Below are 26,386 nucleotides of genomic sequence, written 5' to 3'. Positions count from 1 at the left end.
CCGATGCGCCGGCCCGCACCGCTGCCGTCCACCCCGGGGAGGCCGGGGGAGAAGGACGCCGCCCCGGCGGCGAAGTCCGGCCGGCGGCGACGAGATGTGGGAGCGGAAGACGGCTCTTCGTCGCTCGATGACGTCGCTCGTGACGAGCGCGCGGACGACGTCTCCGTCGACGAGCCGCAGCCGCAGCCGACGTCGACGCGAGACGTCTGGCGAGCGGCGCGCGCGCGTCGCAAGGCTCTTCGCGCGGAGATCCGGCGCTTCACCCAGCGATCCCGACGACGGAGGATCGTGTGGTTGAGCAGCATCGGCGCCGCGCTCCTGCTCGTCGGGGGCAGTGTCGTGGCCGCCTACAGCCCGCTCTTCGCCGTTCAGAAGATCACCGTCGCCGGTGCCACGAGTCTCGATCCCGCCGCGATCGAGGCCGCGCTCGGCGATCAGCTCGGAACACCACTCGCGCTCGTCGACTCCAGCAAGGTGAAGGCCGCGTTGCTGGCGTTCCCCCTCATCGAGACCTACGCGCTCGAAGCGCGCCCACCGCACGACCTCACGGTGCGGATCGTGGAACGCACTCCGGTGGGTGTCATCCGCTCCACTGCCGGCTACACGCTGGTGGACGCCGCCGGAGTCGCGCTCTCGACGACCTCCGATCAGCCGCCCGCACAGCCGGTGATCGATGTCGCGGGCGGTGTCGATTCCGCGGCGTTCCGCAGCGCAGGCCTCGTGGTGCGCGCCCTTCCCGCCGATGTCCGCGCCGCCTTGACGGGAATCAGCGCGACGACCGCGGATGATGTGACCCTCACGCTCAACAGCGGGTTGACGGTGGTCTGGGGGAGCGCTGACGAGTCGGCGCTGAAAGCCCTCGTGCTCTCGAAGACCATGGCCAACAGACCGGACGCTGCTTCGATCGACGTCACGTCCCCCGAAGTCGCCGTCGTCGGCTGACCGCTTTCGCGGGGAATGGCGCGACACGCCCGTGTCTTCGCGCGTACGCGGGCGGGCGGCGCTTACCTTCGATCAAAGAGAACGCAATACCGGGAAATACTTTACACCTCTACTTGAGGTTTAAGGTTCACCCACTTCCAGGCTCGAATAATCGGAGGCCGGCCATGAGCCAGAACCAGAACTACCTCGCCGTGATCAAGGTCGTCGGCGTCGGCGGTGGCGGCGTCAACGCCGTGAACCGCATGATCGATCTCGGCCTCCGCGGAGTCGAGTTCATCGCCGTGAACACCGACGCGCAGGCGCTGCTCATGAGCGACGCCGACGTCAAGCTCGACGTGGGTCGCGAACTCACCCGCGGTCTCGGCGCCGGCGCGGATCCCGAGGTGGGTCGTCGTGCCGCAGAGGACCACGCCGAAGAGATCGAGCAGGCGCTGACCGGCGCCGACATGGTCTTCGTGACGGCCGGAGAGGGCGGTGGCACCGGAACAGGTGGCGCGCCCGTCGTGGCTCGCATCGCGAAGTCCATAGGAGCCCTCACCATCGGTGTCGTGACCAAGCCGTTCTCGTTCGAGGGTCGCCGCCGACAGAGCCAGGCCGAGGCCGGTGTCTCCAAGCTCAAGGAAGAAGTCGACACCCTCATCGTGGTGCCGAACGACCGCCTCCTCGAGATCAGCGACCGCGGCATCTCGATGATCGAGGCCTTCGCCACCGCCGACCAGGTGCTCCTCGCCGGTGTTCAGGGCATCACCGACCTCATCACGACCCCGGGTCTCATCAACCTCGACTTCGCCGACGTGAAGTCGGTCATGCAGGGTGCGGGATCCGCGCTCATGGGTATCGGCTCGGCGCGCGGCGCTGACCGTGCGATCAAGGCGGCCGAGCTGGCAGTGGAGTCCCCGCTGCTGGAAGCGAGCATCGAAGGTGCGCACGGCGTGCTGCTCTCGATCCAGGGCGGCTCGAACCTCGGCATCTTCGAGATCCACGATGCGGCCGACCTCGTCAAGGAAGCCGCTCACCCCGAGGCCAACATCATCTTCGGAACGGTCATCGACGACACGCTCGGCGACGAGGTGCGGGTGACGGTGATCGCCGCAGGCTTCGACGGCGGCGAACCCTCGCTGCGTCTGGACCCGATGGTCGTGTCGCGGCCCTCCACGACGCCTCTTCCCGAAGTCGCGCTCACCGATGAGGCTGAGAGCAAGCCCGAGACGGCCACGCCCGAGCCTGTGCAGCAGCGGGTCCCGGCGACCAGCATCGAGCCGGCTTTCGCAGACGACGACATCGACATCCCTGAATTCCTGAAGTGACCTCTCCGGTCGACGGCTCTGGGTCTTCATCCCTGGCCGCGCGGCTGTCGGCGATCGACGAGAAGATCGCCGCGGCCGCGCAGGCCGCCGGGAGGAGTTCGGAGGAGATCACCCGGATCGTGGTGACGAAGTTCCACCCGGCATCCCTGGTGCGCGACTTGCACGACCTCGGTGTACGCGACGTCGGCGAGAACCGTCAGCAGGAGCTGTCGGCGAAGCAAGCCGAACTCGCGACCCGGGGGTTGCGCTGGCACTTCATCGGTCAGGGGCAGACCAACAAGGCGGCGGCGATCCGCAGGAGTGCGGACGTCGTGCACTCGGTCGACCGAGACCGGTTCGCCGATGCCCTGCATCGGGCGGCCGACGGTGAGGGTCGACTCGAGGTGCTCGTGCAGATCAACCTCACGGATGATCCCGGTCGCGGGGGAGTCGTCCCCGCTCAGGCTGTGGCGCTCGCAGAACATGTCCTGACGCTGCCATCGCTGCATCTGCGCGGCGTCATGGCTGTGGCGCCCCTCGACGAGGAACCCGCGTCCGCCTTCGCCCGACTGCGCGACGTCTCGGACAGCGTCCGCGCCGTCGACCCTTCCGCATCCTGGATCTCTGCGGGGATGACCGGAGACTTCGCCGAGGCGATCGCCGTCGGCGCGACACACCTGCGGATCGGCTCCGCAATCACCGGCCCCCGGCCCGACCGGGGTTAACCTGTGAAAAGACCAGCCCGACACGTTCGAACCGGAGGACACGATGGGTAACCCGCTGAAGAAGACCATGGTGTATCTCGGCCTCGCCGATGAAGAAGAGGTCTACGAGGAGGAGGCGCAGGCACCTGCCCGCGCCCACCGCGAACGCGACCGTGACCGCGAGGAGCCGGCACCGGCCCCCGTCACGCCGCTTCGCCGCCCCGTCGCCGTCCGCCAGCCGTCTGCAGGAGCCGTGAACGAGATTCTCACCGTCCACCCGAAGCAGTACCGCGACGCCCAGCTGATCGCGGAGAGCTTCCGCGAGGGTGTCCCGGTCATCATCAACCTCTCCCAGATGAGCGATGCCGACGCGCGTCGCCTCATCGACTTCGCGAGCGGACTCTCCCTCGGCCTCTACGGCCGCATCGAGCGCGTGACGTCGAAGGTCTTCCTGCTGTCGCCGGAGAACATCGCCGTCTCGGGGCACGGGGGCATCGCACACGCAGACGCCGAGTCTGCGGGCTTCGATCAGTCGTAGCCCGTGCAGCTGGTCTCCGTCCTCGCGAGCATCGTCCATCTGGTGCTCCTTCTGTACGTCTTCGTGCTCTTCGCGCGCCTGATCCTGGACTACATCCCGATGTTCAATCGGGAGTGGCGTCCCAAGGGTTTCGGATTGGTGGCTGCTGAGGCGGTCTACACGCTCACCGATCCGCCCATCCGGTTCTTCCGGCGGATCATCCCGCCGCTGCGGATCGGTTCGCTCTCCCTTGATTTCGGGTTCACGCTCACCCTTCTGATCGTTCTGATTCTGATGAACGTCGTCGGGCTGTTCATCCGCTGAAATCCAGGCGTGTCTCCCGACCGGACGTCGACCACTTCGCCCACTCTGGGTGTCGTGACATCGCGGCGCCAATGTGCGGGGGCTATGCTGGCACCCAGGTGCGCGCCCCGGGTTCGCGCCACATCACGACCACGCCATACATCGATACTGGCAATCGAACTCATCGAAAGAGGAGCCACCCATGGCACTTACCCCGGATGACGTCGTCACCAAGCAGTTCCAGCACGTCCGCTTCAAGGACGGCTTCGACCCGGACGAGGTGGACGACTTCCTCGACGAGATCGTCATCGAGTGGCGCAAGGCTCTCGAGGAGAACGTCGAGTTGAAGGCCAAGCTGGCCGCGTACGAGTCCGGTGCTGCTCCTGAAGCCGCCGCTCCCGCCGCAGCCGAGGCTCCGGCCCCCGCGCCTGTCGCCGAGGCTCCTGCTGAGCCGGCTCCGACGGGTTCCGCGACCGCAACCGCCGGCATCATCGAGCTCGCGCAGCGCTTGCACGACGAGCACGTCGCCGAGGGTGAGGCGAAGCGCAACGCGCTCATCGCCGAGGCCGAGACCGAGGTTGCCCGCATCCGCACCGAGGCCGAGGCCAAGCAGCGCGAGGAGTCGGCACGACTCGAGCGCGAGCGCAACACGCTCGAGGCCCGCATCACCGAACTCCGCAACTTCGAGCGCGACTACCGTTCGCAGCTGCGTGGCTACATCGAGGGTCAGCTCCGCGAGCTCGACGAGAAGTCGACCTCCACGGACTCGACGCCCGTTTCCGCGATCGGTCTGTAAGGCGCCCTCTTGTCAGGACGCCGTCCCCTTCGTCGGTCGGCGGCCGGCATGGTCGTTGCGATTCTCGCAGCGATCGTGCTGGCCGCCGATCAGTTTGTGAAGCACCTCACGATCGAGAACCTTCCGTATCAGGAGCCGGTTCCGGTCCTGGGTGAGTTCCTTCAGCTGTACTACGTCCGCAATCCCGGCGCGGCGTTCTCTCTCGGCTCCGAGGTCACGTGGATCTTCACGATCGCCCTCGCGGTCGTGGCGTGCGTGATCGTGTGGAAGGCGTTCGGCCTCAAGTCCCGTCTGTGGGCTGTCGTCCTCGGTCTTCTCCTCGGCGGGGTCCTCGGCAACCTCAGCGACCGCCTGTTCCGTGAACCCGGTTTCCCGGTGGGACACGTGGTCGACATGATCTCGATGCCGTGGATGATGCCGGCGATCTTCAACGTCGCGGACATCTTCATCGTGACGGGGATGATCTCGGTCGCCTTGCTGGTCGTCTTCGGACTTCGCTTCGACGGCACGCGGGAACGCGATCACGAGATCGTGGAGACCGAGGAAGAAGCCGAAGCTGCGGCTGCGGCTGCTGTCGCGGCAACCGACACCGACGACGACATGGTCGACGCCGACGACTCCGCGCCGCTGCGCTCGACCGATGACGATGCGCCCTCGGAGGATGCGACTTCCGCATCGGAAGGACGTTGACCGTGGAATCACGGTCGCTGCCGGTGCCCGACGGCCTGGACGGCGCACGCGTCGACGCGGCTCTGGCGAAGCTGATGGGTTTCTCCCGTACCTTCGCCGCCGAGGTCGCAGCCGCGGGTGGAGTGCGGCTCGACGGCGTGACGCTCGACAAGTCCGACCGCCTGCGCGGCGGCGGTTGGCTCGACATCGAATGGCAGCCGAAAGAAGCACCGAAGATCGTTCCCATCGCGGTGCCGGAGCTCGGGATCGTCTACGACGACGATGACCTCGTCGTCGTCGACAAGCCGACAGGCGTCGCGGCCCATCCGTCGGTCGGTTGGGAGGGCCCCACGGTCGTCGGCGCCCTCGCTGCCGCGGGCTTCCGCGTCGCGACCAGCGGTGCTCCGGAGCGTCAGGGCGTGGTGCACCGACTCGATGTCGGTACCAGCGGCCTGATGGTGGTGGCGAAGTCCGAGCATGCCTACACGGTTCTGAAACAGGCCTTCAAGGACCGCACGGTCGAGAAGATCTATCACGCGGTCGTCCAGGGACACCCGGATCCGCTTGCCGGAACGATCGATGCTCCGATCGGTCGCCACCCGAACCATTCGTGGAAGTTCGCAGTGGTCCCGGACGGAAAGCCGTCCGTCACGCACTACGAGACGCTCGAGGCGTTTCCCGGGGCGTCGCTGCTCGAGATCCACCTCGAGACCGGCCGCACCCATCAGATCCGGGTGCACATGGCTGCGCACCGCCACCCCTGCGTCGGCGACCCGCTCTACGGAGCAGACCCGACGATGTCGGCACGGTTGGGGCTCAACCGCCAGTGGCTGCATGCGCACCGGCTCGCCTTCGCGCATCCCACGACGGGGGACTGGGTGCAGTTCGAGTCCCCGTATCCCGAGGACTTCCGTCACGCATTGGACGTGCTGCGGGGCGACTGATCCGTGTTTCACCGACAGGGTGTCGGTGATGTGCGCGACACTGAACGCATGACCATCGAGGTTCGTCCCGCGACCGCGTTCGACGACGTCGCGGCCCTCGTCGGGCCGAAGAAGCCGACGTCGAACGTGTGCTTCTGCCTGAGCTACCGGATCGGCAGCAAGGAGAATCTGGCTCTGAAAGGGCCAGCCCGTGCCGATCGCGTGCGCGAGCTGTGCCATGAGGATCCGCCGCCCGGAGTGATCGCTTATCTCGACGGCGAACCGGTCGGCTGGGCGGCGCTGCATCCGCGACGGGATACGAGCTTCGCCCGCAACCGACTCATCCCGCACGTCGACGATCTCGACGTGTGGTCGCTTTGGTGTTTCCGCGTGCGTCCTGGTCACCGGAAGCAGGGCATCTCCCACGCCCTGATCGACGGCGCCGTGACCTATGCGGAGGAGCGAGGAGCACCGGCGATCGAGGGCTATCCGGTGGATAACGGTGCCGAGAAGGTGAATCTGACGATGGCGTACGTCGGCACACGCTCCCTTTTCGAGAGCGCGGGTTTCGTGAAGGCGGCGGACACAGGGTCCGTCCTCGACGGGTTCCCTCGCGTGTTGATGAGGCTCGATCTGGGCGCATCGCAGATGCCATCGAAGAAAGCGCGAACCGCTCGGCGGAGCACGGCCCATGCATAGCGTGACCACAGACAGCGAGATCATCCATCGGTCACTCCAGCCTCCGGCGGCGTTCGCCGATTCGCTGCCGTGACGATTTTCGAACCGTCTTCGCGATCTGGGGCAATACCTTCCTGGTCGCGTTCGCACGACGGAGATCGTTCGACACGGCCTGGGACTCGGCGCTTCCCTGGTTGTACGGGATCGCTTCCCGTCTGATCAAGAAGCATCGGGCGCGAGAGGCCAAGCATCTCCGCTCGAGCGCGGCGTCAGCCGCCAGGGAAGAGCACATCTCCCACGGGGAACTCGACGTGGCGGTCGCCCGTCTCGACGCCGAGATCTCCACCAGGGAGCTGGCGCCGATGATCGCGTCGCTTTCAGCGAAGGATCGCGAGACCCTGCTGCTCTACGCGTGGGGCGACCTCACCTATGAGGAGATCGCCATCGCCCTCGGCGTCCCGGTGGGGACCGTCCGATCGCGCATCAACCGCGTGCGGACGCGGTTGAATCCGAATCGCGGGAGCGGTCGAGAACGAATCGTGGACGAGAAGAAGGGAGAGGTCGATGGACGTTTTCGAGCGAGTGCGTGAGGTCAACCGGGGGGCTGGCCTGACGGAGGAGCGGATCACGGCGGCGAAGGCGCGGCTTCTCCGCGGGATCGATGAGGAACGGAGTGCGGAGCGAAAGCGGATCGCGCGTCGGCCGATGTTCGTGATCGCCGGGGCGGTGGCCGGAGTGGCTGCAGCGACGGCGGGTATCGTCGTCGTGAATCAGTTGAGCGCTCCGGCTCCGCGCGTCGAGGCGGTTCCCGACGAGGCCATCCGACCGACACCACAGCCCTCGCCGCCGACGCCGCTGCCCTCCGCCACCTCGGGGACGACCGTGACGGAACCGTTCCCGGGAACGACCCCGCAGGCGGGGCAGTACCTCCGAATCGAGAGCGACATCCAGCGGTTGAGCTATCGAGACTCTCAGGGGGCGGTCTTCACGTGGCCCTCGTACCGGGGCACACCTCTCGTCTCGGCGCTCCTCACGCGCGACCGGCTGCAGCTGTACGTTCCCGCCGATCGATCGAGGGATTGGTACAACGAGAACGGGCCTTTCGCCGAGCGGGTTCAGTTCTTCCCTGGAGGTGAGGCATCTTCCGATGATGAGGCCGCATGGAGCGTCGCGATGCCCGTACAGCCGGGCGCCGACGGATGGTGGAGTCCTGGAGGGCTCGGCGGGGACATGCTGCCGGCGACAGGTTCGATCGATTCCTATGCGAACCTTCCCAGGGATCCACAGGCGCTCCTCGACGACCTGCGCGCGAGGATCTCGGGTTGGACGTCGACACAGCGGGAGGCCGACGACGCGCTCCTCGAAGGTCTCACCTTCGAGTTGCTGTTGAATATCGCGCCGCCCGACGTTCGCAAGGCATACCTGGATGCGCTGGCGGTCAGCGGACTCGTGCAGACGGAGGGGGCCGGCAGCGGGACCGTCCGCTACGAGTATCGCCGTGACCTGCACGATCCGCGCACCGAGACGATCACGGTGGATGAGGCGACGGGGTGGGTGATCGAGCATGCGGTGCGCTACGACCGGACGGTCAACGCCGCCGTCGACATCGTCTCCTCGAGTGCCGGACATCCGGACGACGTACACGGTCTCTATCGTGGACTCCGCACCGTAGAGCTGGAGCCCCGGCGGGGGCCCGACACCGACCTCCGGTGTCGGGGCCCCGCCGTAGAATCGAAGGCATGGCATCCGACTCCTTCGTCCACCTGCACGTGCACAGTGAGTACTCGATGCTCGACGGTGCGGCGAAGATCAACGCCATGACCCAGGCGGCCGCCGAATACAAGATGCCGGCGATCGCGGTGACCGATCACGGCAACACGTTCGCGGCGTTCGAGTTCTACAACGCGGCGCGCAACGCGGGCATCAAGCCGATCATCGGGCTCGAGGCGTACATGACCCCCGGCACGCACCGCAGCGACAAGACGCGTGTGCAGTGGGGCTCGCCCGACCAGAAGAGCGACGACGTCTCCGGCTCGGGCGCCTACACCCACATGACGATGTGGAGCCAGAGCACCGAGGGCATGCACAACCTCTTCCGCATCAGTTCCCGGTCGAGTATGGAGGGCTATTACTTCAAGCCCCGCATGGACCGCGAACTGCTCCAGACCTATGGCAAGGGGATCATCGCGACGACGGGGTGCCCGTCGGGTGAGGTGCAGACGAGACTCCGGTTGGGTCAGTACGATGCGGCTCGGGCGGCAGCCGCGGAATTCCAGGACATCTTCGGCAAGGAGAACTACTTCGCCGAGATCATGGACCACGGGCTGTCCATCGAGCGACGTGTGATGACCGATCTCCTCCGCCTCTCGAAGGATCTGAACATCCCGCTGGTCGCCACCAACGACTCGCACTACACGCACCAGCACGAGGCCGACGCGCACGAAGCGCTCCTGTGCGTGCAGTCGGGATCGACGATGGACGACCCGAACCGGTTCAAGTTCGACGGCGACGGCTACTACATCAAGACCGCGGCCGAGATGCGGCAGCTGTTCCGCGATCACCCCGAAGCCTGCGACAACACCCTGCTGATCGCCGAGCGTTGCGAGGTCGAGTTCAACACCTCGGCCAACTACATGCCGCGCTTCCCCGTGCCCGACGGCGAGACCGAGGACAGCTGGCTCATCAAAGAGGTCGAGACCGGCCTGCACTACCGGTATCCCGGTGGCATCCCCGACAAGGTGCGCAAGCAGGCAGAGTACGAGACCGGCATCATCCTGCAGATGGGCTTCCCGGGGTACTTCCTCGTCGTCGCCGACTTCATCAACTGGGCGAAGGACAACGGCATCCGCGTGGGTCCGGGCCGTGGCTCCGGTGCCGGCTCGATGGTCGCCTACGCCATGAAGATCACCGACCTCGACCCGCTCGAGCACGGTCTGATCTTCGAGCGCTTCCTCAATCCCGACCGCGTCTCGATGCCCGACTTCGACGTCGACTTCGATGACCGGCGCCGTGGCGAGGTCATCGACTACGTCACGGAGAAGTACGGGTCCGAGCGCGTCGCGCAAATCGTCACCTACGGCACGATCAAGTCCAAGCAGGCGCTGAAGGACGCCGGTCGTGTGCTCGGCTTCCCGTTCAGCATGGGGGAGCGGCTCACCAAGGCGATGCCGCCCCCCGTGATGGGTAAGGACATGCCCCTCGACGGCATGTTCGACTCGGCGCACCCGCGGTACAAGGAGGCGAGCGAGTTCCGCACGCTCATCGACACCGACCCCGAGGCGAAGACGGTATTCGACCGCGCACTCGGTCTGGAGGGTCTGAAGCGCCAGTGGGGCGTGCACGCTGCCGGCGTGATCATGTCGTCCGATCCGCTGCTCGACATCATCCCGATCATGCGCCGTGAGCAGGACGGGCAGATCGTCACGCAGTTCGACTACCCGTCCTGCGAGTCCCTCGGCCTGATCAAGATGGACTTCCTCGGGCTCCGCAACCTCACGATCATCTCGGATGCGCTCGACAACATTCGCACGAACCGTGGCGAAGAGCTCGATCTCGAACACCTCGGCCTCGACGACCCCGGCGTGTACCAGCTGCTCGCCCGCGGCGACACCCTGGGCGTCTTCCAGCTCGACAGCCCGCCGCTGCGTTCGCTCATGCGACTGATGAAGCCCGACAACTTCGGCGACATCTCGGCCCTCATCGCCCTGTACCGCCCGGGGCCCATGGGCGCCAACTCGCACACGAATTACGCGCTGCGCAAGAACGGGCTGCAGGAGATCACTCCGATCCACCCTGAGCTGGAAGCGCCGCTCGCCGAGATCCTGGAGGAGTCCTACGGGCTCATCATCTATCAGGAGCAGGTCATGGCCATCGCCCAAGCGGTCGCCGGGTTCAGCCTCGGTCAGGCAGACATCCTCCGTCGGGCGATGGGTAAGAAGAAGAAGTCCGAGCTCGACAAGCAGTACGAGGGCTTCGCGGGCGGCATGACCCAGCGCGGATTCGGAGAGGCGGCGATCAAGGCTCTGTGGGACATCCTGCTGCCCTTCTCGGACTACGCCTTCAACAAAGCCCACTCCGCTGCATACGGGCTCGTCTCGTACTGGACCGCGTACCTCAAGGCGCACTATCCCGCCGAGTACATGGCGGCGCTGCTCACCAGCGTCGGCGACTCCAAGGACAAGATGGCGCTGTACCTGAACGAGTGCCGCCGCATGGGAATCAAGGTGCTTCCGCCCGACGTCTCCGACTCGATCAACTTCTTCGCCGCCGTCGGCGACGACATCCGCTTCGGCCTCGGTGCGGTGCGCAACGTCGGCAGCAACGTCGTCGAAGGGATCGTGAAGGCCCGCAAGGACGAGCGCTTCACGTCGTTCCATCACTTCCTCGAGAAGGTGCCGCTGCACGTCTCGAACAAGCGCACGGTCGAGTCGCTGATCAAGGCCGGCGCCTTCGACTCGATGGGGGACACGCGTCGCGCACTCTACGAGGTGCATGAAGACGCGGTCGAGGCCGCGGTCGACCGCAAACGCAACGAGGCCCAGGGCGCCATCGGCTTCGACTTCGACAGCCTGTACGACGGCACCGAAGAGGTGGCCCCGGCGAAAGTCCCGGCGAAGCCCGAATGGATCAAGAAGGACAAGCTCGCGTTCGAGCGGGAGATGCTCGGCCTCTACGTGTCGGACCACCCGTTGGCCGGGCTCGAGGTGCCGCTCGCGAAGCACGCATCGATCTCGATCCACGACCTCAACAACTCCGAAGACCTGCAGGACGGCGACCAGGTGACGGTGGCCGGGCTCGTGACCAGCGTGCAACATCGCGTCGCCAAAGCGAGCGGAAACCCCTACGGCATGATCACCGTCGAGGACTTCAACGGTGAGGTCACCGTGATGTTCATGGGGAAGACCTACACCGAGTTCCAGCACACCCTGCAGCAGGATGCGATCCTCGCCGTGCGCGGGCGCGTGTCCCGACGAGATGACGGGCTCAACCTTCACGCGCAGTCGGCGTTCGCGCCCGACGTCGGCTCGTTCGATGCAGCCGGTCCGCTGGCTCTGGTGCTCGCCGAGCAGCGGGCGACCGAGCGCGTGATGATGGAACTCGCCGAGGTGCTGCGACGACACAACGGCGACACCGAAGTGCTGCTTCGCGTGCATCGGGGCGGCACGGCGAAGGTCTTCGAGGTGCCGATGCCGGTCAAGGTGTCGGCAGACCTCTTCGGTGACCTCAAGTCACTGCTCGGACCCACCTGTCTGGGGTGAGCGGGTAGGATCATGAGCCGTCGGCAGAACGACGAATCCACCCGTCGAGCCCTGTGACGAAAGGACCACGCATGAGCACGGATCTCCCCGAAGCGGACCCCGAGGACACGGTTTTCAGCGACGACGACGGCGTCCTCTACGACGAAGAGGTCACCCCCGAATTCGGCATCCTCGGTTTCACGCTGCGCGAGCTCCTCATCGTCGGAGTCTGGCTGCTGTCCTTCGTGTTCTCTTTCTTCCCCCTGATCGGTGACCTCTCGCTGTGGGGCGTCGGTATCCAATGGGTTCTCCCCGTGGCGCTCCCGACCGTCGCCGTGTTCCTGCTGGTGCTTCGCCGGTTCTCGCCCGACGGCATCCGCCGGGTCGGTTCGCTCGGCATCGATCAGTTCGCGTCTGTCGCCTTCTCCGTGTCGGCCGTGGTCTGGGTCAGCAGCCTGTGGCTCGCGATCTCCGCAGCGATCTCCGGCGGAAGCTGGAGCCTTCCCTGGAACGGGGTGGCCATGGTCATCACCTCGCTCGCCCTCGTCGCCCTCACCGTCTTCGCCCCGATCATCCCAGGGCTCAAGGAAGACTTCCACGGTCGGCTCGTGACGCTCGCGCACCGCAACGCGAATCCGGTGCGCCCCGTGATCGCACGACCGCGTCCCGAGCCGGTGCCGGTCGCCGAAGACGACGAAGAGGCGACCAGTACAGCCGAACCGTCTGCGTCCTTCGATGGGACCAGCGAGCAGGAGGAGCAGACCGACGTCATCGCGGACAGCTCAGAGCGTCCGCTCGTCGTCGACCTCGATGTCGAGACGTCGGGTCGTCAGGCCACCGACGAGATCGCCCGATTCGATCTGGCCGAGCAGGTGCCTCTCACAGCGCATGCCTCGGGCGGTGGTCTCGGTACCGCGCAGGAGACCTCCGACGACGAGTACGTGCCTGCCTACTCGCGTCGTTCCCGCGGCCAGGAACCGGAGATCGTCTCGGATACCGGGAGCATCGAATCGCTGCTGGAGACGGCCGCGACCTACGAGACGAGCACGCTCGCGGAAGAAGAGCCCGCACCGCTGGTCCTGGAGGGCGTCAGCGATGCCGACCTCGAGCCGACGAACCAGCGGGAGGCGGAACTCGCCGTCCAGCCGTTCTGGATCCTCGCGCCCTCGGAGCGCGACGTCCACGACGAGCGCGGCGAACCGCTCTTCCGCATCGGCCCGAGTGCCTGGGCTCTCGTGATCGAGGACCGTGGGGGTGCCTTCGTCGTGCGACATGATGACGGCCGCATCGGCTACCTCCACGACATCTCCGACATCACGAAGGGCTGAAATGCGCACGATCGATCTGCGAGGGCGTGAGCTCTCGCCCGCCGGCATGCTCGCCGCCGTACCTCGCGCCACCCAGGCGCGCGCCGAAGCGCTCGACACTGCGGCTCGCATCGTCGAGGACGTGCGCGGGCGCGGTGAAGTCGCTCTTCGCGAGCAGGCCGAGCGTTTCGACGCCGTCACGGACCACGCCGTGCGGGTGCCGGCCGAGCACATCACCACAGCCCTGGCGGAACTCGATCCCGCGGTGCGGACTGCCCTCGAAGAGGCGATCCGGCGAGTGCGTCTCGCCTCCGCCGCGCAGGTTCCCGCCACGCAGGTCACCCGGATCGGTGAGGGGGCCGTCATCACCCAGCGCTGGCAGCCGGTGCACCGTGTAGGCGTCTACATCCCCGGTGGCAAAGCCGTCTATCCGTCGAGCGTGATCATGAACGTCGTCCCCGCGCAGATCGCCGGAGTCGCGGAGATCGCGCTGGCATCGCCGCCGCAAGCGGATCAGGGTGGGCGGATCCACCCGACGATCCTGGCGGCGGCGGCGCTGCTCGGCGTGACCGAGGTGTACGCGATGGGCGGTGCCGGCGCGATCGGCGCCCTGGCGTACGGCGTGCCGTCCCTCGACCTCGACCCGGTCGATGTCGTGTCCGGCCCCGGCAACAACTACGTCGCGTCCGCCAAGCGTGCGGTCGCGGGTGTCGTCGGTACCGATTCGGAAGCCGGGGCGACGGAGATCCTCGTGGTCGCCGACGCCCACGCGGATCCGCGTCTCATCGCCGCCGACCTCGTCAGCCAGGCCGAGCACGACGAGCAGGCATCCGCCGTGCTGGTCACCGACGCGCCGGAGCTCGCCGAGAAGGTCGCCATCGAGGTGGAGCGCATCGCCGCGATCACGCGCCACAGTGAACGTGTCGCCGCCGCACTGTCGGGGCCGCAGTCCGCCATCGTCCTCGTCGACGACCGAGCGATGGCCACGGCGTTCAGCAACGCCTACGCACCGGAGCACCTCGAACTGCACCTGGTGGACGCCGAGGAAGCGGCAGCCGAGTTCACCAGCGCGGGCGCCGTGTTCGTCGGCGACCAGACCCCGGTCAGCCTCGGCGACTACATGGCGGGCAGCAATCACGTGCTGCCGACCGGGGGACAGGCGCGCTACGCGCCCGGGCTCGGGTCGTACACGTTCCTCCGTCCACAGCAGGTGATCTCCTACGACAGGGCTGCACTGGAGGCCGTGCGTGCCGGAGTCGTCGCCTTCGCCGAAACCGAGGTGCTCCCCGCACACGGTGAAGCGATCGAGGCCCGTTTCACCGCGTAGGATCGGTCAGATGCACTGCCCCTTCTGCCGACACCCCGACTCCCGCGTCATCGATTCACGTACCAGCGACGACGGACTCTCGATCAGGCGTCGTCGACAGTGCCCCGAGTGCGGCGGCCGCTTCACCACGACCGAGACCGCGAGCCTCAACGTGATCAAGCGCTCCGGCGTGATGGAGCCGTTCAGCCGCGAGAAGGTCATCACGGGTGTACGGAAGGCCTGCCAGGGACGGCCGGTCACAGAGGGAGACCTCGCCGTGCTCGCGCAGCGCGTGGAAGAGGCGGTGCGCCAGACCGGCGTATCGCAGCTCGACACCAATGAGATCGGCCTCGCGATCCTCGGTCCGCTGCGTGATCTCGATGAGGTCGCTTTCCTGCGCTTCGCCAGTGTGTACCAGGCGTTCGATTCGCTCGAGGACTTCGAGGCCGCGATCACCGATCTGCGCGCCGACCACACGAAGCGGGAGTCCGAGGACCGGTAACCTGGCAGGGATGTATCCGCTGCTCTTCCGCGCTGTCCTCTCGCGCTTCGATCCCGAGTTCGCCCACCACGCCGGTATGGCGGTGATCCGCGTGCTCGGTGCGCCTCCGTTCTCGTGGGCCACGCATGCGATCACCCGTCCCGACCCGTCGCTCCGTGTCGAGGCGCTCGGACTCACCTTCCCGTCGCCGTTCGGCGTCGCTGCCGGTTTCGACAAGAACGCCGTGGGCGTGCGGGGACTCGCGGCTCTCGGCTTCGGGCATGTGGAAGTCGGTACCGTGACGGCCATTCCTCAGGGCGGGAACCCGAAGCCGCGGCTGTTTCGTCTCGTTGCAGACCGCGCCGTGATCAATCGCATGGGCTTCAACAACGCGGGAGCAGACGCCGCGGCGCGCAGGCTCGCACGTCTGCGTCGTGGCGCGCCCGACACGATCATCGGCGTCAACATCGGCAAGAGCCGGGTGGTCGAAGTCGAGGATGCGACGGCCGACTACGTGGCATCGGCGACCAGGCTCGCTCCGCTCGCCGACTACCTGGCCGTGAACGTCTCGTCGCCGAACACCCCGGGGCTGCGCGGACTGCAGGCCGTCGAGACGCTCGCGCCGCTGCTGCGGGCCGTCCGGGAGGCGTCGGGCGCCACCCCGCTGCTCGTCAAGATCGCACCGGACCTCTCCGATGAGGAGATCACGGCGATCGCGCAGATGGCTGTCGCCGAAGGGCTCGCAGGAATCATCGCGCACAACACCACGATCAGTCGAGACGGACTGATCACGGATGCGGCGACGGTCGAGGCCGCTGGAGCGGGAGGTCTGTCCGGCGCGCCGTTGAAGAAGCGCTCGCTCGAAGTGCTCCGCATCGTTCGGGAAGCCGTCCCCGCCGATTTCTGCGTGATCGCGGTCGGGGGAGTGGAGACTCCCACCGACGTGCAGGAACGCCTGGATGCGGGTGCCACCCTCGTGCAGGGCTACACCGCTTTCCTCTACCGCGGCCCGTTCTGGGGCCGCGAGATCAACAGAGGACTGATCAGTCGGGGTACTGGCCGCGCTTGACCTGCGGCTTCGGCAGGCGCATGAAGCGCATCTGGAGCGCGCGCATCGCGGCGTACCAGCCGAGGCCACGCTCGAGGCGCTCCTTGCCGAACTTCGCCGCGGCCTTGCGCTTGACCCGCATGCCGAGCAGGACCATGCCGCCGATGGCGATGACGAGGTAGCCCATCATCACGATGTAGGCGTAGAACGAGATGACGGTGTTCGCCGGCACGAGCGAGGCGAGGATGACCAGGACCATGACGCCCATCACGAACTCGGCCGGGTGCCAGCCCGCGTCGACGTAGTCGCGAACCCAGCGGCGCTGCGGGCCCTTGTCGCGGACCGGGAGGTACTTCTCCTCACCGGCGGCCATACCCGCCTGGGCGCGGGCGCGACGCTCGTTGAGGTCGGCCTTCGCTGCCGCCTTCGCCTCCTTGGTGTTGGCGACCAGGGGGCGGCGTCGAGCTGCCTCCTGCTCCGCACGGGTCGGCGTCGCGCGCCCCTTGCCGACGGCAGTCGTCTCGGAGGCGTCGTCGTTCGTGGAAGGGGAGGTAGGCGTAGTGGACACGGAGTTCCTCGGTTCGCTGGCGGGGGATCACCTTAAGATTACTCGCATGACCTCTCCTGTTCCTCCCCGTGAGTCCGACGCCGCCGTCCTCGAGGCCGTGGCGACCGGAATCCCTTCCGCGCTGTCGGATCTCGGCCACCTCGTGCGTATTCCGGGGATGGCCTGGCCCGCGTTCGATCAGACCCAGCTGGAACGCAGCGCGGAGGCCGTCGCCGCACTGGCAACGAACACCGGCGTGTTCGAGGAGGTGCGCATCCTCCGTGCCGCGATCCCGGGCACCGACGAGCAGGGGCAGCCGGCGGTGCTCGCCACGCGTGCGGCCCGCAACGGCAAGCCCACCATCCTGCTCTATGCGCACCACGACGTGCAGCCTCCCGGGGACGACGCTCTGTGGGAGACCCCGCCGTTCGAGCCGACGGTGCGCGACGGGCGGCTCTACGGACGCGGGGCTGCGGACGACAAGGCGGGGATCATGTCGCACATCGCCTCGATCCGCGCGGTGAGCGCGGTGCTCGGCGATGACCTCGACCTCGGCATCGCGATGTTCATCGAGGGGGAGGAGGAGTACGGGTCCCGATCGTTCGCCCAGTTCCTCTCCGACAACAAGGAAGCCCTCCGCGCCGACGCCATCGTGGTGGCGGACTCCGGCAACTGGGACTCGGTCACTCCCGGTCTCACCGTCTCCCTCCGCGGCAATGCGCGCTTCACGCTGCGCGTGCGCACTCTGGACCACGCCTCGCACTCGGGGATGTTCGGTGGCGCCGTGCCCGACGCGATGATGGCGACCGTCACGCTGCTGTCCACGCTGTGGAACGCCGACGGTTCGGTAGCGGTCGCAGGGATGACCGACCGCGATGCGCCCACCCCCGACTACACCGAGGAGACGCTCCGTGACGAGGCAGGGCTCCTGCCCGGCACCACGCCGATCGGCGACGGCACGATCCTCAGCCGCATCTGGAACAAGCCGTCGGTCACCGTGATCGGGATCGATGCCACGAGCGTGGCGGCGGCCTCCAACACTCTGCTGCCCGAGGTCACCGTCGTCATCAGCGCTCGCGTCGCTCCCGGGCAGACCGGCCAGGAGGCGTACGACGCCCTCGAGCGCCATCTCCGCGCCCACGCTCCGTTCGGTGCCGAGCTCACCTTCTCGGATGTCGACCTCGGCGACGGCTTCCTCGTGGACACCAGCGGCTGGGCTGTCGCGCTGACCCGCGACGCGATGCGCGACGGCTACGGAGTGCCCCCCGTCGATCTCGGCGTGGGCGGATCGATCCCGTTCATCGCCGATCTGGTGCGGGAGTTCCCGGCCGCGCAGATCCTGGTCACCGGCGTCGAGGACCCGCATTCCCGCGCGCACAGCCCGAACGAGTCGCTGCACCTCGACACCTTCCGCCATGCGGTCGCGACCGAGGCGCTGCTGTTGGCGCGAATGAATGAGACGCAACTCTGAGCCTCTCAGGATCAGCGGCGGTAGAATCGTCCGAGAAGCCGTGCACCTGCGGCCCGTCACAAGGAGCGACATGAGCGACACCACACTCTCCCCAGAGACCACCCGCGCACACGGCGTCACCCTGACCGACGCTGCCGCCACGAAGGTGAAGAACCTCCTCGAGCAGGAGGGCCGCGACGATCTGCGACTGCGTGTCGCCGTGCAGCCCGGCGGATGCTCGGGCCTGATTTACCAGCTCTACTTCGACGAGCGCTACCTCGAGGGCGACGAGACGGTCGACTTCGACGGCGTCGAGGTGATCATCGACAACATGAGCGTCCCGTACCTCGACGGTGCGGCGATCGACTTCAAGGACACGATCTCCGAGCAGGGGTTCACGATCGACAACCCCAACGCGGCAGGCAGCTGCGCCTGCGGAGACAGCTTCCACTGATCCTCGCTCTGCGGACTCGGCCACCGTCACCACTGGTGACGGTGGCCGTTCTGGTTCCGGAACCTGCGTGGATGGCATGAATCAGGTGTGAGGTTGCCCTAGACTTGGGTGTGCTCTGTTCGCGATCTGAAAGGTGCATCGTGCCCTCGAAACGCAGCCTTCGTTGGGCCGCCCTCCCTGTGGGAGTTGCGGCAGCCTTGGCCCTGGCGGGATGCTCTCCCACCGAGCTGAACGGCTTTCTTCCGGGCTTCGTGGAGGGTGGTCCCGCAGCCACCAACCAGACCGAGCGTGTCTCCTCACTCTGGGTCAACTCCTGGATCGTGCTTCTCGCTGTCGGCATCATCACCTGGGGTCTGATGGCCTGGGCCGCGATCGCCTACCGTCGTCGCAAGGGCCAGACCGGTCTTCCGGTGCAGATGCGGTACAACATGCCGATCGAGATCTTCTACACGATCGTGCCGCTCATCCTCGTGCTGGGCATGTTCTTCTTCACCGCCCGGGATCAGTCCGAGATCGAGGCCAAGTGGGACGAGCCCGACGTGGAGATCACCGCCATCGCGAAGCAGTGGGCGTGGGACTTCCAGTACGACGGCGATGAGAAGGACAAGTCCGACGCCGTGTGGACCATGGGCATCCAGGCCCAGCCCGACAAGGACGGCAACATCGACCAGGCGCAGCTGCCGACGCTGGTTCTGCCCGTCGACAAGAAGGTGACGATCAACCTTCAGTCGCGTGACGTCATCCACTCCTTCTGGATCATCGACTTCCTCTACAAGAAGGACATGTTCATCGGGAAGGACAACTCCTGGTCGTTCATCCCGACCCGTGAGGGCGAGTACGCCGGCAAGTGCGCCGAGCTGTGCGGTGAGTACCACTCGATGATGCTCTTCAACGTGAAGGTCGTCTCGCAGAGCGAGTACGACTCCTACCTCGCATCGCTCGAGGAGAAGGGCAACACCGGCGACATCACGAACGCCTACGACCGTCTCTCGAACTTCCCGGGGACCACCCCGAAGACCGACACAGAGGAAGGAGGGGAGTAAGTCATGTCGACCACAGAAGCTCCCCGTACCGACGAGACCCCCCGGTCGCGTCCGACCACTCTGCCCGCCCGTCAGGCCGCTCTCATGAGCTCCTCGCGAGTCGAGCAGAAGGGCAACATCGTCGTCAAGTGGATCACCTCCACCGACCACAAGACCATCGGGTACATGTACCTGATCGCCTCGGTGATGTTCTTCCTGCTCGGCGGCGTGATGGCACTCGTCATCCGTGCCGAACTGTTCGCGCCGGGAATGCAGATCATCCCGACCAAGGAGCAGTACAACCAGCTCTTCACGATGCACGGCACGATCATGCTGCTGATGTTCGCGACGCCGCTGTTCGCGGGCTTCGCCAACGCCATCCTGCCGCTGCAGATCGGTGCTCCCGACGTCGCCTTCCCGCGTCTGAACGCCTTCGCCTTCTGGCTCTTCCTCTTCGGCTCCACGATCGCTGTCGCCGGCTTCCTCACCCCGCAGGGTGCGGCATCGTTCGGATGGTTCGCCTATCAGCCGCTCGCGGGAGCATCGTTCTCGCCGGGTGCCGGTGGAAACCTCTGGATGGTCGGACTCGGCATCTCCGGTTTCGGAACGATCCTGGGTGCCGTCAACTTCATCACGACGATCATCACGATGCGCGCGCCCGGAATGACCATGTGGCGCATGCCGATCTTCTCGTGGAACACGCTCATCACGAGCCTGCTGATCCTGATGGCGTTCCCGGTGCTCGCCGCAGCCATCTTCGCCGCCGCCGCAGACCGCATCCTGGGTGCGCACATCTATGACCCGGCGAACGGTGGTGTCCTGCTCTGGCAGCACCTGTTCTGGTTCTTCGGTCACCCCGAGGTGTACATCATCGCGCTGCCGTTCTTCGGCATCGTCTCCGAGATCTTCCCGGTCTTCAGCCGCAAGCCGATCTTCGGATACAAGACCCTGGTCTACGCGACGATCGCCATCGCAGCGCTCTCGGTCGCGGTGTGGGCTCACCACATGTATGTGACGGGCTCGGTCCTGCTGCCGTTCTTCGCGCTGATGACGATGCTCATCGCTGTGCCGACGGGTGTGAAGATCTTCAACTGGATCGGCACGCTCTGGCGAGGGTCTGTGACCTTCGAGACCCCGATGGTCTTCGCCCTCGGCTTCCTCGTGTCGTTCGTCTTCGGCGGTCTGACCGGCGTCATCCTCGCGGCTCCGCCCCTGGACTTCGCCCTGTCCGACTCCTACTTCGTCGTCGCCCACTTCCACTACGTGGTGTTCGGTACCGTGGTGTTCGCCATGTTCGCGGGCTTCTACTTCTGGTGGCCGAAGTGGACCGGACGCATGCTGAACGAGCGCCTCGGGTACGTGCACTTCTGGTTGCTGTTCATCGGCTTCCACATGACGTTCCTCATCCAGCACTGGCTGGGCGTCGACGGCATGGTGCGCCGCTACGCGGACTACTCGGAGGCCGACGGCTGGACCTGGCAGAACCAGGTCTCGACGATCGGTGCGATCATCCTCGGCGCCTCGATGCTGCCGTTCTTCCTGAACGTGTGGATCACCGCACGCAAGGCTCCGAAGGTCACGGTCAACGACCCGTGGGGCTACGGCGGATCGCTCGAGTGGGCGACGTCGTGCCCGCCCCCGCGCCACAACTTCACATCGATCCCGCGCATCCGCAGCGAGCGTCCTGCGTTCGATCTGAATCACCCGGAGGCCGCGGAGTTCGCTACGACTGCTCCCGGCGAGCGAGAGGCCCACTAAGTCATGCGCGACAACGTCATTCTCTGGTGGATCCTGACGGCGTTCTTCGCCCTCGTCGGAGTCATCTACACCGGCTGGCACATCCTGGCCACTCCGAACGACAACTTCGCTATGCGGATCGAGTGGGTCGGCACGGTCGCTCTGTTCTTCGCAGCCTTCATGGCAGCGATGATCGCGTTCTACCTCGATCGCACGCACAAGGCGCAGCGGGGCGAGCTGCCGGAAGACATCCTGACCTCCGACATCGATGACGGTGACCCGGAGCTCGGCGAGTTCAGCCCGTGGTCCTGGTGGCCGATCGTTCTCGCGGCCTCGGCGGGAGTCTTCGTCGTCGGCCTCGCGGTCGGACACTTCCTCCTGCCGATCGGCCTCGCGATCTTCGTCGTCGCGATCGTCGGCTGGGTGTACGAGTACTACCGCGGCAACTTCGCCCGCTGACACACAGCGGCACTGAAGAAGGCCCCCGGATTCGTCCGGGGGCCTTCTTCGTGTGCTGACGAGCTGGACTCAGGCGCGTGTACGGATGCGTGCGATACCAGTCAGCGGATCCACGGGACGATGGTGGATGCCGTCGGCGTCTTCCACGGCGTATCCCTCCCTGACCCAGTACTCGAAGCCGCCGATCATCTCGCGGACCCTATATCCGAGGCGGGCGAACTCGAGTGCACCTTTTGCGCCGGCGTTGCACCCGGGGCTCCAGCAGTAGACGACGACGTCGGCGTTCTCCGGCACCTCGGACGGCGCGCGAGAAGCGATCTCGCTGTAATGCATGTGCACGGCACCAGCGACCCGGCCCTGGGCCCAGGCTTCGTCGGAGCGCACATCGACGACGATGATGTTCTCGCCGGCCTTGAGCGCGGCGTGAACGTCGCTGGGGTCCGTCTCGTAGGTCAGCTTGGCCGCGTAGAAGTCGGTGCGATCGATCATGCTCTCAGACTAGGCCGGGGCGCTGTCTCGTCCCCAGCGGATTCCTGTCGGTCAGCGTTCGATTGCCGTCGACGCGGAAGCACCGGACGCCCATCGCCGGCCTGGACGTCGGTCAGAGGACAGCCGTCATCTGCACGCGGGGGCCGTACTCGAAGAGTCCCAGAGCCGTTTCGACGTGCACGAGGCCTTTGAGTAGCGGTGTGTCCGGCTCGCTCGTCACGAAGCCGCACGAGCCGTAGAACGGGGCGTTCCACGGCACATCGACATAGGTGCGGAGCGTGATCTCAGGATGACCGCGACGACGCGCCTCAGCGAGCGCGGCCTCGACGAGTCCACGGCCGATGCCGCGGCGTCCGAACGCGGGAAGGACGGAGAGCTGCTCGAGATGAGCGTGGCCCTCCAGCTCAAGGACATGCACGAATCCGACGACGGCCGGGATCGTGCCGCCGTCGCTGCTGTGCTCGGCGACGAGGACGAATCCCGGAGCCGACGAGCGCTCCTGCGGGGGCGTCGGGGGAGGCCAATCGACGGCGCCGAAGCGTTCGATGAGCAGAGCGTCGGCGGCGACTTCGATCTGCTCGGTCGCCTCATCATCGGCCGGAGTGGCCGGACGTACGGAGGTCACCATGATCAGTCGGCGACGGCGGCGATCGCTTCGATCTCCACGAGTTGGTGGTCGTAGCCGAGGACAGTCACGCCCAGGAGCGTGCTGGGGGCGTCGTGCGAGCCGAAAGCGGCGTGGATGACATCCCAGGCCGTGACGAGGTCTGCCTGAGCGGAGGAGGCCACCAGTACCCTCGTGCTGATGACGTCGGTCAAGGTCGCGCCGGCGACGTGCAGAGCCTCTTCGAGCGTCTCCACGCATCTGGCAGCCTGCGCCGCGTAGTCGCCCGGTGCCGCGGTCGTCCCGTCGTCATTCAGAGGGCAGGCTCCGGCGAGGAAGATGAGTCGCGAACCCGCGGGTGCGGTCGCGGCATAGGCATAGGGAGCGTCGGCGAGGGACGTGGCGCGGATCAGCTGGACGGCGGATGACATGGTTGGATCCTCTCATTCGGGTACTAACGATGAAGGCCCCGTCCGCATGGACGAGGCCTTCATCAGTGGGGGAATGGCGACTACTCGCCCTCCTCCGACTTCTTGCGAGGCTTCTTCACCGGTTCGGTCGCGATGACCGTGCTCGGCGTGTTCGGCGTCTCGTCGACGTGGGTCTCATCGACTGTGAGCGGGGCATCAGGGAATCCCGCGCGCTCGTGGGCGCCCTGGATCTCTGCGGCCTCGGTCTCGTCGTTGTGAGCCGTGACGTGGTGCTGGTGAGCGTCTGCCGCCTCGACCTCGGCCTGCGTGAGCGGTGCGAGGCGGTCCTCGAAGAACCAACGGGAGATCGAGGAGCGGAGGTTCTCCGTCCACGGGATACGACCCTTGGCGTTCGGACGCACCACGAGGGGCTCGTAGGCATCGACATCGATGAGCTTCCAGCGGTCGTACTTGTCGACGGGCTGGTGCACCTCGATGAACTCGCCGCCCGGGAGCCGGACGATGCGGCCCGACTCGAAGCCGTGCAGCACGATCTCGCGGTCCTTCTTCTGCAGCGCGATGCAGATGCGCTTGGTGACGAAGTAACCGAGGATCGGTCCGAGGAAGAGCAGCGCCTGCAGCGTGTGGATGACACCTTCCATCGTGAGCATGAAGTGCGTCGCGATGAGGTCGGACGATGCCGCAGCCCACAGGACCGCGTAGAAGATGACACCGGCGACACCGATCGCCGTGCGCGTCGCCGCGTTGCGCGGACGCTGAGCGATGTGGTGCTCGCGCTTGTCGCCCGTGACCCACGCCTCGATGAAGGGGTAGATCGCGACGGCCACGATGAAGAGACCGAGAACCAGGACCGGCGCGATGATGCCGAACGACCAGGTGTGGTCGAGGAAGACGATGTCCCAGTTCGACGGTGCCAGACGCAGGGCACCGTCGGCGAAACCGATGTACCAGTCGGGCTGCGTGCCGGCGGAGACGGGGGACGGGTCGTACGGCCCGTAGTTCCAGATCGGGTTGATCTGGAAGAAGGTCGCGATCAGCACGATGGTGCCGAAGACGATGAACAGGTAGCCGCCCATCTTCGACATGTACACCGGCATCATCGGGTAGCCGACGACGTTGTCGTTCGTGCGGCCGGGGCCGGCGAACTGGGTGTGCTTGTTGATGATCATGAGCATCAGGTGCACCACGATCAGCGCGATCACGAGCATCGGCAGCAACAGGATGTGCAGCGTGTACAGGCGGCCGACGATGTCGGTACCGGGGAACTCTCCGCCGAAGAGGAGGAAAGAGGTCCAGGTGCCGATCAGGGGGAGACCCTTGATCATGCCGTCGATGATGCGCAGACCGTTGCCCGAGAGCAGGTCGTCGGGAAGCGAGTAGCCGGTGAAGCCCTCAGCCATCGCGAGGATGAAGAGGATGAACCCGATCACCCAGTTGAGCTCACGCGGCTTGCGGAATGCACCGGTGAAGAACACGCGGAGCATGTGCACGCCGATGCCGGCGATGAACACCAGCGCCGCCCAGTGGTGGATCTGGCGGACCAGGAGGCCACCACGCAGATCGAAGGAGATGTGCAGCGACGACTCGAGTGCCGCGGACATCTCGATACCACGCATCGGGGCGTATGCGCCGGTGTAGTGGGTCTCGACCATGGATGCCTGGAAGAAGAACGTCAGGAAGGTTCCGGAGAGGAACACGACCACGAAGCTCCACAGCGCGATCTCGCCGAGCATGAACGACCAGTGGTCGGGGAAGATCTTCCGTCCGAGCTCCTTGACGAAGCCGGAGAGGCTGGTGCGCTCATCGATGTAGTTCGACGCGGCACCGACGAAGCGACCGCCGAGGGGCGCCTTGGTGTCCTTGTCCTCTTTGGACAGCGTTGCGGTGCTCAATGGCGCTCCCAGAAGCTCGGGCCGACGGGTTCCTTGAAGTCGCTGCGTGCGACCAGGTAGCCCTCGTCATCGACGGTGATGGGCAGCTGCGGCAGCGGACGTGCCGCCGGGCCGAAGATGACCTTTGCGTGGTCCGTGACGTCGAACTGCGACTGGTGGCACGGGCACAGCAGGTGGTGGGTCTGCTGCTCGTACAGAGCCACAGGGCATCCGACGTGCGTGCAGACCTTGGAGTAGGCGACGATGCCGTCGTAGGACCAGTCCTTGCGGTCCTCGGCCTCGATCAGCTGCTCGGGGCGCAGGCGCATCATCAGAACGATGGCCTTGGCCTTCTCCTCGAGGTAGCCGTCGTGGTGGCTGAGTGTCGCGAGCTCTTCCGGGATCACGTGGAACGCGGAGCCGAGGGTGACGTCGGCGGCGCGGATCGGGGTGCCGTCGGGGTCGCGGACCAGTCGTGCGCCCTCTTCCCACATCGTGTGCTTGAGCAGCACGACCGGGTCGCCCGCGGTGGGGTCGTCCGGAGTCGAGTGCGGCGCCAGGCCACGGAAGAGCGTTACGCCGGGGATGATCGAGGCGACGATCGCGGCGAACAGCGAGTTGCGGATCATCGACCGACGTCCGAAGCCGGACTCCTCGTTCGCGTCGGAGAAGGCCTTGATGGCCGCTTCGCGCGTGGAGTCCTTGCCACGGGTGGGGTGACGGTGCTCGATGAACTCCTTGTCGGACATGAGCGCCTTGGACCAGTGGATCGCACCGATGCCGAGGGCCAGCAGCGCGAGGGCGATGCCGAGACCGATGAAGAGGTTGTTCTGTCGGATGTCGATGAGCGCGCCGCTCTCGATCGGGAACAGCATGTAGGCGGCGACCGCCCAGATGCTGCCGGCGAGCGAGAGGTAGAACAGCGTGTAGACAGTGCGGACAGCGGCCTTCTCAGCGCGCGGGTCCTTGTCGGTCATCCGCTCGCGATGCGGCGGAAGCCCGGGGTTCTGCACGGGATCGCTGACTGCGACACCCAGCCCCGGAGAGGGCTGGTAGGCCCTGTCAAGAGCCTGCGAGTCGTCGTCGTGTGCCATGGTGCTCCTCGTACGTTCCTCTTCGATGATT

At 66.4% G+C, this 26,386-nt stretch carries 27 protein-coding genes; 21 read left to right on the top strand and 6 right to left on the bottom strand.

Annotated features, from left to right (window positions below):
* Window positions 1-3 precede the first annotated feature (3 nt).
* The 16 genes from ACFVWL_RS17810 to ACFVWL_RS17735 all read left to right on the top strand — a co-directional run bounded on the left by ACFVWL_RS17810 (window position 4) and on the right by ACFVWL_RS17735 (window position 16,218).
* Window positions 4-942, top strand: a complete 939-nt coding sequence (locus ACFVWL_RS17810) for an FtsQ-type POTRA domain-containing protein (protein WP_387185654.1) — start codon at window positions 4-6, stop codon at window positions 940-942.
* A gap of 164 nt (window positions 943-1,106) precedes the next feature.
* A complete protein-coding gene (gene ftsZ, locus ACFVWL_RS17805) occupies window positions 1,107-2,249 on the top strand; it encodes a cell division protein FtsZ (RefSeq protein WP_387185651.1) in 1,143 nt (380 codons plus the stop codon).
* Window positions 2,246-2,953 (top strand): YggS family pyridoxal phosphate-dependent enzyme, encoded by a 708-nt coding sequence (locus ACFVWL_RS17800; protein ID WP_387185648.1) that lies wholly within the window; start codon window positions 2,246-2,248, stop codon window positions 2,951-2,953. Before ftsZ ends, ACFVWL_RS17800 begins: the two co-directional genes overlap by 4 nt.
* A gap of 43 nt (window positions 2,954-2,996) precedes the next feature.
* Complete coding sequence (locus ACFVWL_RS17795; RefSeq protein WP_029261566.1) at window positions 2,997-3,470, top strand: cell division protein SepF; 474 nt, start codon at window positions 2,997-2,999, stop codon at window positions 3,468-3,470.
* Window positions 3,471-3,473: 3 nt separating this feature from the next.
* Window positions 3,474-3,773, top strand: a complete 300-nt coding sequence (locus tag ACFVWL_RS17790) for a YggT family protein (protein ID WP_017830234.1) — start codon at window positions 3,474-3,476, stop codon at window positions 3,771-3,773.
* A gap of 181 nt (window positions 3,774-3,954) precedes the next feature.
* On the top strand, window positions 3,955-4,548 hold the full coding sequence (locus tag ACFVWL_RS17785; protein ID WP_387185644.1) for a DivIVA domain-containing protein: 594 nt from the start codon (window positions 3,955-3,957) through the stop codon (window positions 4,546-4,548).
* Between the two features lie 48 nt (window positions 4,549-4,596).
* Window positions 4,597-5,238 (top strand): signal peptidase II, encoded by a 642-nt coding sequence (gene lspA / locus ACFVWL_RS17780; RefSeq protein WP_387185641.1) that lies wholly within the window; start codon window positions 4,597-4,599, stop codon window positions 5,236-5,238.
* Between the two features lie 2 nt (window positions 5,239-5,240).
* Window positions 5,241-6,161: an RluA family pseudouridine synthase gene (locus tag ACFVWL_RS17775; protein WP_387185638.1), complete on the top strand. Its 921-nt coding sequence runs from the start codon at window positions 5,241-5,243 to the stop codon at window positions 6,159-6,161.
* 48 nt (window positions 6,162-6,209) lie between these two features.
* Window positions 6,210-6,839, top strand: coding sequence for a GNAT family N-acetyltransferase (locus ACFVWL_RS17770; RefSeq protein WP_387185636.1), 630 nt, complete (start codon window positions 6,210-6,212; stop codon window positions 6,837-6,839).
* Window positions 6,840-6,865: 26 nt separating this feature from the next.
* Window positions 6,866-7,408: an RNA polymerase sigma factor gene (locus ACFVWL_RS17765; protein WP_387185879.1), complete on the top strand. Its 543-nt coding sequence runs from the start codon at window positions 6,866-6,868 to the stop codon at window positions 7,406-7,408.
* Window positions 7,383-8,639 carry a hypothetical protein gene (locus ACFVWL_RS17760; RefSeq protein WP_387185634.1) on the top strand — a complete coding sequence of 419 codons (1,257 nt, stop codon included), beginning with the start codon at window positions 7,383-7,385 and terminating at the stop codon, window positions 8,637-8,639. Before ACFVWL_RS17765 ends, ACFVWL_RS17760 begins: the two co-directional genes overlap by 26 nt.
* Window positions 8,558-12,076 (top strand): DNA polymerase III subunit alpha, encoded by a 3,519-nt coding sequence (dnaE, locus tag ACFVWL_RS17755; protein ID WP_387185632.1) that lies wholly within the window; start codon window positions 8,558-8,560, stop codon window positions 12,074-12,076. Before ACFVWL_RS17760 ends, dnaE begins: the two co-directional genes overlap by 82 nt.
* Before the next feature lie 71 nt (window positions 12,077-12,147).
* Complete coding sequence (locus tag ACFVWL_RS17750; protein ID WP_387185629.1) at window positions 12,148-13,383, top strand: hypothetical protein; 1,236 nt, start codon at window positions 12,148-12,150, stop codon at window positions 13,381-13,383.
* Between the two features lies 1 nt (window position 13,384).
* Window positions 13,385-14,689, top strand: a complete 1,305-nt coding sequence (hisD, locus tag ACFVWL_RS17745) for a histidinol dehydrogenase (RefSeq protein ID WP_387185626.1) — start codon at window positions 13,385-13,387, stop codon at window positions 14,687-14,689.
* Window positions 14,690-14,699: 10 nt separating this feature from the next.
* Window positions 14,700-15,170, top strand: a complete 471-nt coding sequence (nrdR, locus tag ACFVWL_RS17740; RefSeq protein WP_387185623.1) for a transcriptional regulator NrdR — start codon at window positions 14,700-14,702, stop codon at window positions 15,168-15,170.
* 10 nt (window positions 15,171-15,180) lie between these two features.
* The gene (locus ACFVWL_RS17735; protein ID WP_387185621.1) at window positions 15,181-16,218 is read left to right on the top strand and encodes a quinone-dependent dihydroorotate dehydrogenase; all 1,038 of its coding nucleotides are present in this window, start codon (window positions 15,181-15,183) and stop codon (window positions 16,216-16,218) included.
* Here the strand turns inward: ACFVWL_RS17735 and ACFVWL_RS17730 are convergent.
* On the bottom strand, window positions 16,193-16,765 hold the full coding sequence (locus ACFVWL_RS17730) for a DUF3043 domain-containing protein (protein ID WP_387185619.1): 573 nt from the start codon (window positions 16,763-16,765) through the stop codon (window positions 16,193-16,195). The two genes, ACFVWL_RS17735 and ACFVWL_RS17730, sit on opposite strands and share 26 nt — an antisense overlap.
* 46 nt (window positions 16,766-16,811) lie before the next feature.
* Between ACFVWL_RS17730 and ACFVWL_RS17725 the strand changes: the two genes are divergently transcribed.
* The 5 genes from ACFVWL_RS17725 (at window position 16,812) to ACFVWL_RS17705 (ending at window position 21,866) form a co-directional block, all read left to right on the top strand.
* On the top strand, window positions 16,812-18,215 hold the full coding sequence (locus ACFVWL_RS17725; protein WP_387185617.1) for a dipeptidase: 1,404 nt from the start codon (window positions 16,812-16,814) through the stop codon (window positions 18,213-18,215).
* 70 nt (window positions 18,216-18,285) lie between these two features.
* Complete coding sequence (gene erpA, locus ACFVWL_RS17720; protein ID WP_017830247.1) at window positions 18,286-18,648, top strand: iron-sulfur cluster insertion protein ErpA; 363 nt, start codon at window positions 18,286-18,288, stop codon at window positions 18,646-18,648.
* Between the two features lie 140 nt (window positions 18,649-18,788).
* Complete coding sequence (gene coxB / locus ACFVWL_RS17715; protein ID WP_387185613.1) at window positions 18,789-19,691, top strand: cytochrome c oxidase subunit II; 903 nt, start codon at window positions 18,789-18,791, stop codon at window positions 19,689-19,691.
* 3 nt (window positions 19,692-19,694) lie between these two features.
* A complete protein-coding gene (gene ctaD / locus ACFVWL_RS17710; protein WP_387185611.1) occupies window positions 19,695-21,428 on the top strand; it encodes a cytochrome c oxidase subunit I in 1,734 nt (577 codons plus the stop codon).
* A gap of 3 nt (window positions 21,429-21,431) precedes the next feature.
* The gene (locus ACFVWL_RS17705; RefSeq protein ID WP_387185609.1) at window positions 21,432-21,866 is read left to right on the top strand and encodes a cytochrome c oxidase subunit 4; all 435 of its coding nucleotides are present in this window, start codon (window positions 21,432-21,434) and stop codon (window positions 21,864-21,866) included.
* Window positions 21,867-21,935: 69 nt separating this feature from the next.
* On the opposite strand, the gene ACFVWL_RS17700 is transcribed toward ACFVWL_RS17705, so the two are convergent.
* The 5 genes from ACFVWL_RS17700 to ACFVWL_RS17680 all read right to left on the bottom strand — a co-directional run bounded on the left by ACFVWL_RS17700 (window position 21,936) and on the right by ACFVWL_RS17680 (window position 26,355).
* Window positions 21,936-22,355, bottom strand: a complete 420-nt coding sequence (locus ACFVWL_RS17700; protein ID WP_387185607.1) for a rhodanese-like domain-containing protein — start codon at window positions 22,353-22,355, stop codon at window positions 21,936-21,938.
* Between the two features lie 112 nt (window positions 22,356-22,467).
* Window positions 22,468-22,983 (bottom strand): GNAT family N-acetyltransferase, encoded by a 516-nt coding sequence (locus ACFVWL_RS17695; protein ID WP_387185604.1) that lies wholly within the window; start codon window positions 22,981-22,983, stop codon window positions 22,468-22,470.
* Between the two features lie 2 nt (window positions 22,984-22,985).
* A complete protein-coding gene (locus tag ACFVWL_RS17690) occupies window positions 22,986-23,390 on the bottom strand; it encodes a RidA family protein (RefSeq protein WP_387185602.1) in 405 nt (134 codons plus the stop codon).
* Between the two features lie 80 nt (window positions 23,391-23,470).
* Complete coding sequence (locus tag ACFVWL_RS17685) at window positions 23,471-25,282, bottom strand: cytochrome bc complex cytochrome b subunit (RefSeq protein ID WP_387185599.1); 1,812 nt, start codon at window positions 25,280-25,282, stop codon at window positions 23,471-23,473.
* A complete protein-coding gene (locus ACFVWL_RS17680; RefSeq protein ID WP_387185597.1) occupies window positions 25,279-26,355 on the bottom strand; it encodes a ubiquinol-cytochrome c reductase iron-sulfur subunit in 1,077 nt (358 codons plus the stop codon). The genes ACFVWL_RS17685 and ACFVWL_RS17680 overlap by 4 nt, the downstream gene beginning before the upstream one ends.
* Window positions 26,356-26,386 lie beyond the last annotated feature (31 nt).

It is taken from the genome of Microbacterium sp. NPDC058269, from assembly GCF_042881445.1.
Classification (GTDB): Bacteria; Actinomycetota; Actinomycetes; order Actinomycetales; family Microbacteriaceae; genus Microbacterium.
The sequence above is the reverse complement of the archived record's forward strand: the minus strand, read 5'-3'. Positions and strand labels throughout refer to the sequence as shown.

Bases quoted from the DNA above. Each gene is read 5' to 3' on its own strand.
- ACFVWL_RS17785 (WP_387185644.1), top strand. From the start codon at position 3,955: ATGGCACTTACCCCGGATGACGTCGTCACCAAGCAGTTCCAGCACGTC.
- ACFVWL_RS17700 (WP_387185607.1), bottom strand. From the start codon at position 22,355: ATGATCGATCGCACCGACTTCTACGCGGCCAAGCTGACCTACGAGACG.
- lspA (WP_387185641.1), top strand. From the start codon at position 4,597: ATGGTCGTTGCGATTCTCGCAGCGATCGTGCTGGCCGCCGATCAGTTT.
- ACFVWL_RS17750 (WP_387185629.1), top strand. From the start codon at position 12,148: ATGAGCACGGATCTCCCCGAAGCGGACCCCGAGGACACGGTTTTCAGC.
- erpA (WP_017830247.1), top strand. From the start codon at position 18,286: ATGAGCGACACCACACTCTCCCCAGAGACCACCCGCGCACACGGCGTC.
- ACFVWL_RS17735 (WP_387185621.1), top strand. From the start codon at position 15,181: ATGTATCCGCTGCTCTTCCGCGCTGTCCTCTCGCGCTTCGATCCCGAG.
- ACFVWL_RS17680 (WP_387185597.1), bottom strand. From the start codon at position 26,355: ATGGCACACGACGACGACTCGCAGGCTCTTGACAGGGCCTACCAGCCC.
- ACFVWL_RS17795 (WP_029261566.1), top strand. From the start codon at position 2,997: ATGGGTAACCCGCTGAAGAAGACCATGGTGTATCTCGGCCTCGCCGAT.
- nrdR (WP_387185623.1), top strand. From the start codon at position 14,700: ATGCACTGCCCCTTCTGCCGACACCCCGACTCCCGCGTCATCGATTCA.
- ctaD (WP_387185611.1), top strand. From the start codon at position 19,695: ATGTCGACCACAGAAGCTCCCCGTACCGACGAGACCCCCCGGTCGCGT.
- ACFVWL_RS17770 (WP_387185636.1), top strand. From the start codon at position 6,210: ATGACCATCGAGGTTCGTCCCGCGACCGCGTTCGACGACGTCGCGGCC.
- ACFVWL_RS17690 (WP_387185602.1), bottom strand. From the start codon at position 23,390: ATGTCATCCGCCGTCCAGCTGATCCGCGCCACGTCCCTCGCCGACGCT.
- hisD (WP_387185626.1), top strand. From the start codon at position 13,385: ATGCGCACGATCGATCTGCGAGGGCGTGAGCTCTCGCCCGCCGGCATG.
- ACFVWL_RS17725 (WP_387185617.1), top strand. From the start codon at position 16,812: ATGACCTCTCCTGTTCCTCCCCGTGAGTCCGACGCCGCCGTCCTCGAG.
- ACFVWL_RS17810 (WP_387185654.1), top strand. From the start codon at position 4: ATGCGCCGGCCCGCACCGCTGCCGTCCACCCCGGGGAGGCCGGGGGAG.
- dnaE (WP_387185632.1), top strand. From the start codon at position 8,558: ATGGCATCCGACTCCTTCGTCCACCTGCACGTGCACAGTGAGTACTCG.
- ACFVWL_RS17695 (WP_387185604.1), bottom strand. From the start codon at position 22,983: ATGGTGACCTCCGTACGTCCGGCCACTCCGGCCGATGATGAGGCGACC.
- ftsZ (WP_387185651.1), top strand. From the start codon at position 1,107: ATGAGCCAGAACCAGAACTACCTCGCCGTGATCAAGGTCGTCGGCGTC.
- ACFVWL_RS17705 (WP_387185609.1), top strand. From the start codon at position 21,432: ATGCGCGACAACGTCATTCTCTGGTGGATCCTGACGGCGTTCTTCGCC.
- ACFVWL_RS17760 (WP_387185634.1), top strand. From the start codon at position 7,383: ATGGACGTTTTCGAGCGAGTGCGTGAGGTCAACCGGGGGGCTGGCCTG.